Here is a 12,778-nt window from a genome sequence, read left to right as displayed (position 1 = left end):
CAACGCTGTTTCAGGAGCTGGAACGTTAGTCTTCAGCCGAGCGATTGGCGCAAACAGGGCCGTTGGGGCGTGAAGTGCTGGCCTTACTAAGCGACCTTCATGCGTCGCAGTTGAACCGGTTGCCGGTCGATGAGCCGCCTAAGTCTCAGGGCGCCAGGATGATCTTGCCGAAGCCGCCGCCACGCTCCAGCCGCCGATGCGCCTCGGCCGCCAAGTCCAGCGGCAGAATCGTATCGATCACTGGCCTCAGTTCGCCTTTCGCAAGGCGCGGCAGCGCGCCGGCGGCGAAGCGGGCGACCATGGCGCGCTTCTCGTCGAGGGTGCGTGACTTCATCACGGTGCCGATCAGGCGCAGGTGGTTATGCAGCAGGAGGTCCAGCGGGATCGCGGGGTCGGCGTCGCCGCTGAGGATCCCGACCTGCACCAGCCGGCCACCCGGCGCCAGGCAGCGCAGGTTGCGCGCCAAGTACTCGCCGCCGATGAAGTCGATCACCGCGTCCACGCCAGCTCCGTCCGTCAGGCGCAGGGTCTCGGCCTCGAAGTCGACGACACGGTAGTCGATCACAGCCGCCGCGCCCAGACGCCGCACGTCCGCCGCCCGCTCGGCCGAGGCTGTGGCGTAGACGCTCGCGCCCAGCGCCCGGGCGATCTGCACCGCGGCAGAACCAATGCCGCCGGCCGCGGCGTGGACCAGCACACGCTGTCCCGGGAGGATTTCGGCCAGATGGGCTACCGCCTCCCAGGCGGTGACGAAGGCCTCCATGACCCCGGCCGCCTGGACGAGCGGAAGTCCGCTCGGAACCTTGACGGCCATGCCGTGATCGACCCGGGCGAACTCCGCATAGGCGCCGCCGCCGACGATCGCCATCACCGGGTCTCCCACGCTGAATCCCGTGACCTCGGCCCCGACCTCGATGACTTCGCCGGCGAGCTCCAGGCCCAGCAGGGGGCTCTCGCCGAAGCTCTGGTCACCGTAGAAGCCGGTGCGCTGCATCAGGTCGGCGCGATTGACGCCGGCGGCGGCGACGCGGACCAGAAGGTCCGTGGCCCGCGGCTCCGGAGCGGGCGCCTCGACCAGCCGGAGGACATCCGGCGGGCCGAAGCGGTCGTAGGCGATGGCTCTCACGACACGGCCTCGTCGGCGCGAGCCAGAGCGCGGCGAGCGATGCTCTCGGCGAACATCGGGGTTTCGCGACGATTATGGTCGCCACCGGCGGCTTGGCGCGCGGCGGCGGCGTGGTCGTAGTCCAGGCCATGCTCGGCCAGGAAGTCCATGAACACGTCGGTGGGGTGGGCGGTGACGCGATTGGTGTAGCGGGTGCGCTTGTCGTCGATGGCTTCGGCGATCAGCTCCCAAATGACATTGACCTGGGTGCGGCCGTTGGCGGTGAAGACGTCCGAGATCGAGTTCATCCGGCAATAGGTCGGGCCGGCTTCGTCGGCCACGTAGTGCTGGACCACCAGGCCCGAGCCGATCTGTTCGACATTGATCGACATGCGCCGGCCGTCGTCGGTGGTGGTCACGCCCGCTGCGATGTGATCGGGCGCGCAGCAGCGCAGGTATTCGGCCTCGGGCAGGGTGAACAGCCAGTCGGCGATGTCGATCTTTTCGATCGGAACGTTGATCTCGTGGCTATAGGCCGATTGCGAAAGGATGCGATCGAGGACAGTGACCATGACGGTTGCTCCTGGTTGTTGGCTCGACGGGCGGAAGCGCCGCGTCCGATGAGCCAGACCATGCGACCAGGGGCGGCGCGTGATAACGCAGCCATTGCCCGCAACCGTTTTGCCCCTGGAGCAAAGATGAAGGATCCAAGGTTCGCCGAGTTCGTGGCCGTCTTTGTCGATGTCGTGCGCGCCGGCAGTTTTTCCGGTGCGGCGCGGCGTCGGGGGGTGACGCCTTCGGCGATCGTCCGGCAGATCGACGCCCTGGAGCACGGCTTGGGCGTCCGGGTGCTGGTTCGCTCGACCAGGGCTCTGGCGATGACCGACGCAGGCCAGAGGCTGTTCGAGCGGGGGCAGCGGCTGATCGACGATCTTGTCGACGTGCACGCCGAGATCGCCGCCTTTGACGGCGCGGTCGCTGGCGTACTGCGGGTCGCCTGCTTTCCCACCTTCGGCAAGCGCTACGTTCTGCCGGTGGCTGGCGCCCTCATGCGCCAGCACCCCGGCCTATCGGTTGAGCTGGACCTGACCGAGCGCCTGGCCGACCCAGTGCTGGATCGCCTGGACGCGGCCATCCGCATCGGACAGCTGACCGACAGCGGCCTGATCGCCACCAAGCTCGCCGATCAAGCGAGACTACTGGTCGCCAGTCCGGACTATCTGGCCCGATATGGCGCGCCCGGCTCTGTCGAGGACCTGCGCGGCCATCGGGTGCTCGACAAGTTGCACGGGGCCGATCTCTTGGGCTGGACGGACCTTCTGGGCGGCGCGGCTGGTCAGCCCAACTGCGGTCAGGTGGTGTTCCGATCCGACGACTTCGAGGCGCTGCGGCTCGCCGCCAGGGAAGGGGTCGGCGCAGCGCTGTTGCCCAGTTGGGTGGCGGGGCCGGATGTCCGAGAGGGCCAGCTCACGCGGCTCCAGCTGGATGATGAGCCTTGGAACGACCGCCCGAGGGGCATCTTCCTGCTCAGAGCGCTGCCTGAGCCCTCGGCCAAGCTGCGGGCCTTCATCGACGCCTTGCGGGCCGCCATCGGATCCCCGCCGGTCTGGACTCCTTAGCGCCGCTCAGCGTCCGGATTCGGGCGAGGAGCTAACGCCTGGAAATGGCGCAATAGCTCAGTCGGAGTGTCTTGCGCTCCTGCAAGATCTCAAAAGCCAAAAGGGATCCTAGAGGAAGCCCCGGTTCCAGGCTACGAGCGGCCGGGCGGGGGAGAGCGCGCTCTCCGTCGCGGTGACGATCAGGATCGAGTGCGTATCAGCGTCAGTAACGGTGTCGATAGCCACCAGGATGCGCCCACCGCGAACCGAGGCTCTGATCTCCATCTTCGATGCCAGGTTCAAGGGCAGGACCCGCTTGGCTCTTCGCATTTGTCACTGACTCTTTAAGTCGCGACTCTAGAGTTCAATAGTCGCGACACACCGGATGTCCTCATAACCCGCGACTGACTCCTAAATCACGCGATCAGACTCCAAAATGCGCGACTTATTTTTCGCCCCGTTCCGACTCATTTCGCACCTTCGGAAGGTCTGCTTCGCGACAAAGTCCGAGATCGAAGGCCTGTGAATCAACCGCGAGCCCTGACCCAGCGTCGGATAGTTCGCCAGCGGAATCCGCCAGCCCGCCAAAGTTGAAGCGGCCGGCTCGCGCGCCTCCGTGGGCGGAGAGGCGATGACGACGAGCCGGCCGCCAGGCCGCTAGTGAGCCAGGGCTGGTGGCTCGCCGGCCTCACGCGACGCTCCGTCCGGCCGCGCGTTCTTGATCCTGAACCACATCGCGTAGAGCGCTGGCAGGAAGACCAGGGTGAGGATGGTGCCGCCGATCGTGCCGCCGATCAGGGTGTAGGCCATCGAGGACCAGAACACCGACAAGGTCAGCGGGATGAAGGCGAACACGGCGGCCAAGGCTGTCAGGATCACCGGTCGAGCGCGTTGGACGGTAGCCTCGACAACGGCGTGGAACGGGTCCAGCCCCTCGGCCTGATTGATCTGGATTTGGCCAATCAGGATCAGGCTGTTGCGCATGATGATCCCAGCCAGCGCGATCAGGCCCAGGATCGCGTTGAACCCGAACGGCTGATGGAAAATCAACAAGGTCGGGGCGACGCCGACCAGGGCCAGCGGCGCGGTCAAAAGCACCATCCACATCGCCGACAGCGACCGGACCTGGAAGATGATCACCACCATCATCAGGATGAACATTAGCGGGAAGACCACGGCTAGGGCGCCGTTGGCCTTGCCGGCCTCCTCGATCGAGCCGCCCATTTCGATCCGGTAGCCGGCCGCGCAGAGCCTTGATGATCGGCTGCAGCGACTTCTGGACCTCGATCGAAACGTCCGGCGGCTGCAGGCGCTCGTCGATATCCCCACGCGCGGTGATGGTCGGCATGCGGTCGCGGCGGCGCAGGATGGGATCCTCCATGCGGATCTCGGCCTTGCCGATCTGGTCGAGCGGGATGCGTTCGCCCGACGCGCCCACCAGGGTGAAAGCGCCCAGCCGCGACGGGTCTAGCCGGTCCTGGTCGCGGGTGCGCGCCACCACCTCGACCGAACGGATGTCCTCGCGCACTTGCGTCACCGGCACGCCGGTCAGCAGGAACTGGAGCTGCTGCGAGGCGTCGGCGGAGCTCAGGCCAAAGGCGCGCAGACGGTCCTGATCAAGCACGAAGTGGACGGTCGGCGTGCGCTCGCCCCAGTCGGTGTTGACCTGACGCATGCCCGGGTTCTGGAGCATCACGTCCTTGACCTGTTCGGCGATGTCGCGGACGCGGTTGGCGTCCGGCCCCATGACCCGGAAAGCGACCGGGAACGGCGAGGGCGGGCCGAAGACGATCTGGGTGGCGCGCAGCTTCGCGCCCGGAACCGAGGCGTCGGCCGCGAACTGGCGGAAGCGCTTCTTGAGGGCGTCGCGCGCCTTTTCATTGGGGGTCAGCACCACGATCTTGGCGAACGACGGGTCGGGCAGCTCGGGCGAAATCGCCAGGAAGAAGCGCGGCGCGCCTTGGCCGATGTAGCTCGTATAGATCTTGGCTTCCGGCTGTTTGGCCAGCCACGCCTCGACCTTGGCCACGGCTTGGCTGGTCGAGCCGATGCTCTGCCCCTCCGGCATCTGCACCTCGATCAGAACCTCGGGGCGATCCGACAGCGGGAAGAACTGCTGCTTGACGCCGCCCATCATCAGCACGGCCACGACCATGGCCACACCAACGCCAGCCGCGACCTTGAAGCGGTTGACCACGGTCCAGGTGACCATGGCGCGCAGCTTGCGATAGCGCGGGGTGTCATAGATCGCCCCGTGTCCGCCTTCGATCGGCTTGATCTTGGGGATCATCAGGACGCCCAGATAGGGCGTGAAGATCACCGCCACGAACCACGAGGTGATCAGGGCGAAGCCGACCACCCAGAAGATGTTGCCGGCGTATTCGCCCGCCGTGGACTTGGCGAAGCCCACTGGCATCAAGCCAATGATCGTGACCAGCGTGCCGGCCAGCATCGGGGCGGCCGTATGTCCCCAGGCATAGGTGGCGGCCGAGATGCGGTCCTTGCCTTCCTCCATCTTCACCACGATCGTCTCGATGATGATGATGGCGTCGTCGACCAGTAGGCCCAGGGACAGGATAAGCGCGCCCAGGGTGATGCGATCGAAGTCGCGGCCGGTGACCAGCATGATCACGAAGACGCCAGCCAGGGTTAGGGGCACGGCCATGGCCACGACCACGCCCACGCGGAAACCCAGGCTGATCAGGCTGACTACGATGACCACGGCCAGGGCCACGAAGAACTTCAGCATGAACTCGCCGTAGGCCTCGTGGATGTTCACCGCTTGGTCGGTGATCTTCGAAAAGCTCATGCCCAGCGGCATCTCGCCCTGGATCGCCTTGGCTTCCTTTTCGAGGTTCTTGCCCAGCTCCAGGCCGTTGAAGCGATCCTTCATCACCACGCCCAGCACGATGGATGGCTCGCCGCCATTGCGGATCAGGAAGGTGGCGGGGTCCTCGTAGCCGCGCTTGACGTCGGCGATGTCGCCGAGTTTGAGCGTCCGACCGCCGACCACGATCGGCGTCTCCTTGATGGTCTCCAGGCTGTCGATGGCGCCGTCGAGGCGGATCTGCACCTGCGGGCCTTGCGTCTCGATCGACCCCGCGGGGGTGACGAGGTTGCGGTCGTTCAGTGCGGCGAAGAGATCGCGGGGGCTGACACCCAAGGTCGCCAGGCGCGCCTGGCTGAACTCGACGAAGATCTTCTGGGGCTGCTCGCCGATGATCTGCACCTTCTTGACGCCGGGCACATGCAGAAGGCGTTGGCGCAGGGTCTCGGCCTGACGGACCAGCAGGCGTTGGGGCTCGCCCTTGGCCTTCAGCGCATAGAGCGCGAAGGTCACGTCGCCGTACTCGTCGTTGACGAACGGCCCCAGCACGCCGCGGGGCAGGTTGGGCGCCTCGTCGGCCATTTTCTTGCGGGTTTGGTAGAACTGCTCCTGCAGTTCCTTGGCTGGGATTTGATCCTTCAACGTCAGAGTGGTGAAGGCCAGCCCCGGACGTGTGAAGGTCTCGGAGCGGTCGTACCACTTCAGCTCCTGCATCCGCTTCTCGAGCGGCTCGGCGACCTGGTCCTGCATCTCCTGAGCCGTCGCCCCGGGCCAGGCGCTGACGACCGTCATCACCTTGATCGAGAAGCTGGGATCCTCGGCGCGACCGAGCTTCATGAAGGCGAACGCGCCTGCGAAGGTCATGGCGATGATCAGAAAGAGCGTGATCGATCGCTCGCGGACGGCCAGGGCGGAAAGATTGAAGTTCATCGCGCCGCTCCGGTCTGGACGCGGACGCGCTGGCCCTGGTGCAGCATATGGGCGCCCAAGGCGACGAACTGTTCGCCGCCGCGAAGGCCATCGGTGATCGTCACGGTTTCGGCGCTGACGCCGGCTACGCGCACGGGCCTCCATTCGACCGTCGAAGCCCCAGGCTTGATCACCCACACGCCAGCGCCCCTGCCGGTGTCGTAGAGCGCCCCGATCGGGGCCTCGACGCCCTTGGTCGCGGGGGCGGACTGAGTGGGCAGCGCCACGATCATGGTCGAGCCTAGCGGGGCCTGCGCGGCCGCGCCGGTCAACACGTACTTGGCCTCGAACGTACGCGTTCGCGGGTCGGCCGCGTCGGAGAGCTGGCGAAGCCTGGCCTGGCCGACAACGCCGCCGTCAAAGCCGAACGCCCGGGCCTGTGAACCCACCACCGGGCGGACCGTCTCGGGCAGGGTGATGGTGGCCTCGCGGGGACCGGCCTGCGCCAGGCGAACGACGGCCTGGCCAGCGCCTACGACCTGGCCGGGCTCGGCCAGGGTCTCCACGACCACGCCGTCGGCGTCGGCGGTCAGCAGGGCGTACCCAGCGGCGTTGCTGGTCACGCGCGCCTGGGCCTCGGCGGCGTCGAGCTGGGCTTTGGCGGCGTCTGCCGCGGCTTTTGCCTGGTCATAGGCGATCGCGGAGACGGCGCCCGCCGCGACGAGGCCTCGTAGGCGACGTTCGTCTGAAGCCGTCTGCTGGGCCCGCGCCCGCGCGGCTTCGACCTGCTGGTTCTGAGCCGAGACGGCCAGGGCGTAATCGGTGGCGTCGATCCGCATGAGCGGCTGGCCGCGGCGAACCGTCTGGCCGGCGTCGACCAGGCGTTCCACGACCTTGCCACCAACCCGGAAGCCTAGGTCGCTCTGGACGCGCGCCGTGACGATGCCGGTGAACCGCCGCTCGCCGCTTGCCGCCGGGCTCGCCGTGGCCACACGGACAAGGGGGGGCGCGGTGCGCGGGTCGTCCGCGTCAGCTTTACCGCCGCAGGCGGCCAGGGGCGCCAGACCGCCCAAGAGCAGGGCGACGGCGAGGGTTCGAGACGACATGGCTTAAGGGTCCTGCCTGAACGGAAGACGCTTAAGCTGATATCCTGTGACCAATATGTCAACTGGTCACGATATCGGTGTCGTTGTGTCGCAGCGTTGAAGCTACGGCGCGAGACTGCGCAGGACTAGGTTGATCACCTTGGCGGGATCCTCGGGCAGGCCCTCCAGGTTATGCTTGAGCATCAGCGGATTCATGAAGCTCTGCATGGCCAGCAGGATCGCCTCGCAGGTCTCGTCGATCGGCGTCTTGCGCTCGAACTCGCCGGCTTCCCGCCCCGCGAGGATGATCGCCTTCAGCGTCTCCTCGGCGCGTTCCATGTAGGCGATCACCGAGGGCCAGCGCTCCTCGGCCGCATGGGCGGCGATGTCGTAGAGCATCTTGTCTTCGAAGAAGAGTTCGGCGCTAGCCGTCACTATTCCATTGAAAAATCGACGTAATTTGTCTGATGCCGACTTGCCCTCGACGAGGCCAGCCGTGCCCCCAGCGAAAACCTGTTCAAGGGTTTGTGTGCAGATCGCTTGGCCGATCGCCTGCTTGGAATCGAAGAACTTGTAGATGTAGGCCTTGGAAAATCCGATCGCCTTGGCCAGGTCCGCGACCGTGGTCTTGCCGTAGCCAAAGCGACTGAAATGCTCCCGCGCCGCATCGACGATCTGATCGCGGACGCCATGTTCGGTAGGACCGCGCTGGCCCGCCATCGAGGAAGAGGAGTCGATCGTGCTCATGGCGGGGACGCTAGCATCGGCCGATGAGATTGACAAACGAGTGACGATATCAGCATATGGTCACAGGTTTCATCTGAGCTCAGCGGGAGTCCCATGCGCTCTGTCCGTTTCCCCGCCTTGCTGGCCGCTACCAGCGCCACCCTCCTTTCGGGCTGCGCCATCGGTCCGGACTATGTCGCGCCCCCCGCGCCCAAGGCGGGCGCTTTCATGGGGCAGCCGGCTATCGCCGCGCGGATCGCCACCCCAGCGCCGGCCGAGACTTGGTGGCGCGGCTTCAATGATCCGGTCCTCGACCGATTGGTCGGCCGAGCCCTGGCCCAGAACCTGGACCTGGCTCAGGCGACGGCTCGCGTAACGCAGGCACGGGCCGGACTTGGCGCGGCCACGGCGGCGCTCTTGCCGTCGGCTTCGATCCAAGGCCAAGCCGCTACGGTTCACGCCTCCACCCAGACGCCGACGGGGCGCCTCCTGTCCGCCACGCCTGGCTTCGACCGTGACGGATCCTCCTATGAAGGCAATCTGGTCGCGGGATGGGAGCTCGACGTCTTCGGCGGCGCCCGGCGAGATCGCGAGGCGGCCCTAGCGCGATACGATGCGGCCGAGGCCGGCGTGGCGGCGGCCAGGCTGACCGTCGCCGCCCAGACGGCCGACACCTACATGCTTGTGAGAGGCCTCCAGGAGCGGCTGGCGATCGCGCGCCGCCAAGCCGAGACCCAGTCCAGGCTCGTCGAAACCGTGCGCCTGCTGTACGAGCGCGGCGCCGCCGCGGACCTGCAACTGCGACAAGCGCAAGGCGGCTTGGCGCAGACGCTCGCCAGCATCCCAGTGCTTGAGACGGGACTCGAGGCGGCGCTTAACGCCATGGATGTGATCCAGGGCGCTCAGCCCGGGACCTATCGCGCGGAACTGGTCACACCGTCCGCGATCCCCGCCGCGCCTGGTCTCGCGGACGCCGGCGGCCCCGCCGAGCTTCTGCGCCGCCGTCCTGACCTGATCGTCGCCGAGCAGCGCCTGCGCGCCAGCAACGCCGAGGTTGGATCGGCGCTATCGCAGTACTTTCCCAAGCTATCGCTTAGCGGATTGGTCGGAACCGCGACGACCAGCCGCGACACGCTGTTCGAGGGGCCGGCGACCCAGGCGCAGGGCGTGTTGGGGCTGCGCTGGCGACTGTTCGATTTCGGTCGTGTCAACGCAGAGGTCAAGGCGGCGAAAGGGCGTAAGGCCGAGGCGCTTGCGGCTTATCAGCAAGCCGTGCTGCGAGCGAGCGAGGACGTCGAGAACGCGTTCGTCAGCCTGGTCAAGCGCGAGGACCAATCGCGCGTCCTATCCGACGGTGAGACGTCATTGGCGAAAGCCCGCGCCGCCTCGCAGGCGGCCTACGAGGCTGGCGCGGTCAGTCTCGTGGAGGTGCTCGACGCCGACGCGCGGCTGCTGGCCGTGCGCGACGCCCGGGCGCAAGCCAAAACCGAAGCCGCGCGCGCGGCGATCCGCTCGTTCCAGGCGCTGGGCGGAGGTTGGAGCGAGTCCTGACGCCCGCCTAGCGATGAAGTTGGACGCTCTCTCCGCCAGGAAAGGTCCTCGGCGCGGCGCGTCTTTTCCCCAATCCAAGATCATCATGAAGGAAGAGATATGCCTGGTCCGAAAGTCGTCCTCATCACCGGGGTTTCATCCGGCATAGGGCGCGCCGCCGCCATTGGGTTTGCCCGGGCCGGGTGCCGGGTCTATGGCACGGTGCGCGACACCGCGAAGGTCGAGCGCATCGATGGGGTGACGCTCATCGAGATGGATATCCGCCCTTTACGATCCCTGGCTCGGGCCGTTTGAAGTCAAATACTTTCGCCAGTTCGCGGCTGTGTGTGGTGAAGACGGATCGAGAGGGAGGGGATGTCCGCGAGCATGCCCTTCAGCGTCTGGAACATGCGGTTCATCCACCTAGTGTGCAGGTGCATCCTGTTGCACCCCAACACGGACGATCCGCGTTCGGACCACATCCACTAACCGCGTGGATCAACCGGTCTCAGCCGGTGAATGCCTATGGCATGAAGAAGCCGGGCCCCGACGAGCCGCCCGTCGAGTTGATCTATCCCAACACCAAGCCACACATTCCGATCGAGACGGCCTGAAGATGAGAGAAGGCGGCTCCGGAGAGGAGCCGCCGCTGCTAGAGGAAGCCCCTGTTCCAGGCCACAAGCGGCTGGGCGGGGGAGAGCGAGCTTTCCGTCGCCGTCACGATGAGGATCGAGTGCGTTCCGGCGTCGGCGATGCTGTCGATGACGCAGCGCGCACTCGCAAGCCCGCCGCGATAGGCAGGCGGCGCCTCCGGCGACAGGCGCCAGCGTTCAGGCGAAAAGCGCTCTGACGCGCGAGCGGAGCTGGCGTAGCGCCAAGCCTCGTCCTGATCGTCGGCGCTGAGCAAGGTCACGCCGCACTCGGTCGCGCCCACCAAGGCGTCGTGGCACCCCGCCTCCTTGCGGACGCAGAATAGGAACCGAGGCGGCTTGACCGAGAGCCCCGTGATCGAGCTGACGAGGAGACCGCGCGGCGTATCCTCGTCCCAGCAGGAGATGATGGCGACGCCGCCCGCCAAGTGGGCTAGGACCTCCTTGAAGTCGGCCTGCTTCGGGAAGTCAGCCTGGACTGGCGCGGCGGACCGCGATGGCGAGGCGGCGTCGTAGGCCATGGCTCAGCTCGCCACGGCCGTCGGGTTGGCGTCACGCTCGGCGACCAGCTGGCGGACCAGCGGGATCAGATCGCGGACATAGCCGATCGCGTCCTCGACCGGGTCGAAGCCCCGGATCAGGAAGGTCGAGACGCCCAGATCGTAATAGTCGAGCAGGCTCTCGGCGACCTGTTCGGGCGTGCCGACCAGGCCCGTGGAGTTGCCCTGCGCGCCGGTGACGGCCGCGACGCCGGTCCATAGCCGCTTGTCCAGGCGCGAGCCCTGGGCGGCGGCGTCGAGCAGGCGCTGCGAACCGGCGTTGGGCGGGCGATGGCCGCTGGTCGGCAGGCCAGCCGCTTCGCGTAGAGCCTTGGTGCGCTCGACGATCTCGTCCGCACGCTTCCAGGCGGCTTCCTCCGTATCGGCGATCACGGGGCGCAGCGACAACGAGAACCGGACCTGGCGACCGTGCTTGGCGGCCGCCGCGCGGACCCGGGCGATCGTCTCGCGCACTTGCGCCTGGGTTTCGCCCCACAGCGCGAAGATGTCTGCGTGCTTACCGGCGACCGGGATAGCGGCGTCGGACGAGCCGCCGAAATAGATCGGAATGTGCGGCGCCTGCAGCGGCTTCACCGCGCCGAAGCCCTGGTCGACCTTGTAGTACTTGCCCTCGTAGTCGAACGGCTTGTCGCCCGTCCACTCGGCGCGGACGATGTCCAGGTACTCGCTGGTGCGGGCGTAGCGCTCGTCCTTGGTGAGGTGGTCGCCGTCCTTGGCGAGTTCCTCGTCCGAGCCGCCGGTGATGATGTGCACCGCTACGCGGCCGCCGGTGAAGTGGTCCAGCGTTGCCAGCTGGCGCGCCGCCAGGGTCGGTTGGGTGAAGCCGGGCCGGTGGGCGATCATGAAGTTCAGGCGCTTGGTCACCGAGGCGGCGTGCGCCACGACCAACTGGCTTTCCGGCCCCGTCGAGTGGAAGGCCACCAGCGCGCGGTCGAAGCCGCCTTCCTCGTGAACGCGGGCGGTCTTTTCGACATAGGCCACGTCGATGGCCGGGCCGGTCGGCGGGTGGATCTCGGAGGCGTGTTGCGTGCCGATGAAACCGATGAATTCGACGCTCATGGCGTTCTCCAATGTGGTTGGACGGATGTTAGGGCGGGGCGTCCTCGACGATGAGCGAGGAGTTCTGAGGTGGGTTATGAGCAAGGCTCATCAGGCGGTGACGGGCGCGGCCTCCTTGCGCAGGGCGCGCACGACCGAGGGACGCGCGAAGGCGCGGGCGGCCTTGGCGCTCCAGGCCGGATAGAGGGCGGTGTCGATCGATCGCCGCTCCGCCCAACGCCAGATGACCAGCGCGTAGGCGTCGACAACGCTGAAGGCGTCGCCCAGCAGCCAGGGGCCGGGGCCTCGCGCGAGGTGCTCGATGTCGGTGAGCGTGCGCGCGAACCGGGCTTCTCCGGGCGTGGCCAGAGCGGCCTTGGTCGCCTCGTCGTCGGCGTAGCGCTCCGGCCGGGCGATTTGGGCGAAGGCGACATGCACCGTGCTGGCGAACCAGCTCATCACCTCGTAGGCCTTGGCCAGGTTCAACGGGTCGGCCAGCGGCAGGAGCTCGCTGTGCGGGTAGCGGTGGGCGAGGTAGGTCAGGATCGCCAGAACCTCGGTCACCGGCTGGCCGTCGACCACGAGGGTCGGCACGCGACCGCGCGGATTGACCTTTAGGTATTCGGGCTTGCGCTGATCGCCGGCGGCGAGATCCAAGCGATGCCCGACATAGGGAATGTCGAGTTCTTCGAGCGCCACCAGGGGCGCGAGAGACGATGCGCCGGGCGCGAAATAGAGTTGCAGGGTCAT

11 protein-coding genes and 1 pseudogene are annotated in these 12,778 nt (G+C 67.0%); 3 read left to right on the top strand and 9 right to left on the bottom strand.

What is annotated here, in order from left to right; genetic code table 11:
* Positions 1 to 145 precede the first annotated feature (145 nt).
* A complete protein-coding gene (locus CSEG_RS10280) occupies positions 146 to 1,126 on the bottom strand; it encodes an NAD(P)H-quinone oxidoreductase (protein ID WP_013079170.1) in 981 nt (326 codons plus the stop codon).
* The gene (locus CSEG_RS10275; protein WP_013079169.1) at positions 1,123 to 1,677 is read right to left on the bottom strand and encodes a hypothetical protein; all 555 of its coding nucleotides are present in this window, start codon (positions 1,675 to 1,677) and stop codon (positions 1,123 to 1,125) included. Before CSEG_RS10275 ends, CSEG_RS10280 begins: the two co-directional genes overlap by 4 nt.
* Before the next feature lie 126 nt (positions 1,678 to 1,803).
* Here CSEG_RS10275 and CSEG_RS10270 point away from each other — a divergent pair, with 126 nt between their 5' ends.
* Positions 1,804 to 2,724: a LysR family transcriptional regulator gene (locus CSEG_RS10270; protein WP_013079168.1), complete on the top strand. Its 921-nt coding sequence runs from the start codon at positions 1,804 to 1,806 to the stop codon at positions 2,722 to 2,724.
* A gap of 108 nt (positions 2,725 to 2,832) precedes the next feature.
* On the opposite strand, the gene CSEG_RS21995 is transcribed toward CSEG_RS10270, so the two are convergent.
* From CSEG_RS21995 to CSEG_RS10250, 4 genes and pseudogenes are all read right to left on the bottom strand, one after another.
* The gene (locus tag CSEG_RS21995) at positions 2,833 to 2,988 is read right to left on the bottom strand and encodes a hypothetical protein (protein ID WP_227878909.1); all 156 of its coding nucleotides are present in this window, start codon (positions 2,986 to 2,988) and stop codon (positions 2,833 to 2,835) included.
* A gap of 372 nt (positions 2,989 to 3,360) precedes the next feature.
* Positions 3,361 to 6,460 (bottom strand): annotated as a pseudogene (locus CSEG_RS10260) (efflux RND transporter permease subunit).
* Positions 6,457 to 7,545: an efflux RND transporter periplasmic adaptor subunit gene (locus CSEG_RS10255; protein ID WP_013079165.1), complete on the bottom strand. Its 1,089-nt coding sequence runs from the start codon at positions 7,543 to 7,545 to the stop codon at positions 6,457 to 6,459. The pseudogene CSEG_RS10260 and the gene CSEG_RS10255 overlap by 4 nt, the downstream one beginning before the upstream one ends.
* A gap of 102 nt (positions 7,546 to 7,647) precedes the next feature.
* Complete coding sequence (locus CSEG_RS10250; protein WP_013079164.1) at positions 7,648 to 8,271, bottom strand: TetR/AcrR family transcriptional regulator; 624 nt, start codon at positions 8,269 to 8,271, stop codon at positions 7,648 to 7,650.
* 93 nt (positions 8,272 to 8,364) lie between these two features.
* Between CSEG_RS10250 and CSEG_RS10245 the strand changes: the two genes are divergently transcribed.
* Both CSEG_RS10245 and CSEG_RS10240 read left to right on the top strand, forming a co-directional pair.
* Positions 8,365 to 9,801, top strand: a complete 1,437-nt coding sequence (locus CSEG_RS10245; protein ID WP_013079163.1) for an efflux transporter outer membrane subunit — start codon at positions 8,365 to 8,367, stop codon at positions 9,799 to 9,801.
* Positions 9,802 to 9,900: 99 nt separating this feature from the next.
* Positions 9,901 to 10,095: an SDR family NAD(P)-dependent oxidoreductase gene (locus CSEG_RS10240; RefSeq protein ID WP_013079162.1), complete on the top strand. Its 195-nt coding sequence runs from the start codon at positions 9,901 to 9,903 to the stop codon at positions 10,093 to 10,095.
* Positions 10,096 to 10,432: 337 nt separating this feature from the next.
* On the opposite strand, the gene CSEG_RS10235 is transcribed toward CSEG_RS10240, so the two are convergent.
* The 3 genes from CSEG_RS10235 to CSEG_RS10225 all read right to left on the bottom strand — a co-directional run bounded on the left by CSEG_RS10235 (position 10,433) and on the right by CSEG_RS10225 (position 12,778).
* On the bottom strand, positions 10,433 to 10,951 hold the full coding sequence (locus CSEG_RS10235) for a flavin reductase family protein (protein WP_013079161.1): 519 nt from the start codon (positions 10,949 to 10,951) through the stop codon (positions 10,433 to 10,435).
* 3 nt (positions 10,952 to 10,954) lie between these two features.
* Complete coding sequence (locus CSEG_RS10230) at positions 10,955 to 12,049, bottom strand: LLM class flavin-dependent oxidoreductase (protein ID WP_013079160.1); 1,095 nt, start codon at positions 12,047 to 12,049, stop codon at positions 10,955 to 10,957.
* 90 nt (positions 12,050 to 12,139) lie between these two features.
* Positions 12,140 to 12,778 carry a glutathione S-transferase family protein gene (locus CSEG_RS10225; protein WP_013079159.1) on the bottom strand — a complete coding sequence of 213 codons (639 nt, stop codon included), beginning with the start codon at positions 12,776 to 12,778 and terminating at the stop codon, positions 12,140 to 12,142.

The organism is Caulobacter segnis ATCC 21756 (genome assembly GCF_000092285.1).
Lineage (GTDB): Bacteria > Pseudomonadota > Alphaproteobacteria > Caulobacterales > Caulobacteraceae > Caulobacter > Caulobacter segnis.
The sequence above is the reverse complement of the archived record's forward strand: the minus strand, read 5'-3'. Positions and strand labels throughout refer to the sequence as shown.

Bases quoted from the DNA above. Each gene is read 5' to 3' on its own strand.
- CSEG_RS10275 (WP_013079169.1), bottom strand. From the start codon at position 1,677: ATGGTCACTGTCCTCGATCGCATCCTTTCGCAATCGGCCTATAGCCAC.
- CSEG_RS10270 (WP_013079168.1), top strand. From the start codon at position 1,804: ATGAAGGATCCAAGGTTCGCCGAGTTCGTGGCCGTCTTTGTCGATGTC.
- CSEG_RS21995 (WP_227878909.1), bottom strand. From the start codon at position 2,988: ATGGAGATCAGAGCCTCGGTTCGCGGTGGGCGCATCCTGGTGGCTATC.
- CSEG_RS10255 (WP_013079165.1), bottom strand. From the start codon at position 7,545: ATGTCGTCTCGAACCCTCGCCGTCGCCCTGCTCTTGGGCGGTCTGGCG.
- CSEG_RS10250 (WP_013079164.1), bottom strand. From the start codon at position 8,271: ATGAGCACGATCGACTCCTCTTCCTCGATGGCGGGCCAGCGCGGTCCT.
- CSEG_RS10245 (WP_013079163.1), top strand. From the start codon at position 8,365: ATGCGCTCTGTCCGTTTCCCCGCCTTGCTGGCCGCTACCAGCGCCACC.
- CSEG_RS10240 (WP_013079162.1), top strand. From the start codon at position 9,901: ATGCCTGGTCCGAAAGTCGTCCTCATCACCGGGGTTTCATCCGGCATA.
- CSEG_RS10235 (WP_013079161.1), bottom strand. From the start codon at position 10,951: ATGGCCTACGACGCCGCCTCGCCATCGCGGTCCGCCGCGCCAGTCCAG.
- CSEG_RS10230 (WP_013079160.1), bottom strand. From the start codon at position 12,049: ATGAGCGTCGAATTCATCGGTTTCATCGGCACGCAACACGCCTCCGAG.
- CSEG_RS10225 (WP_013079159.1), bottom strand. From the start codon at position 12,778: ATGACCCTGCAACTCTATTTCGCGCCCGGCGCATCGTCTCTCGCGCCC.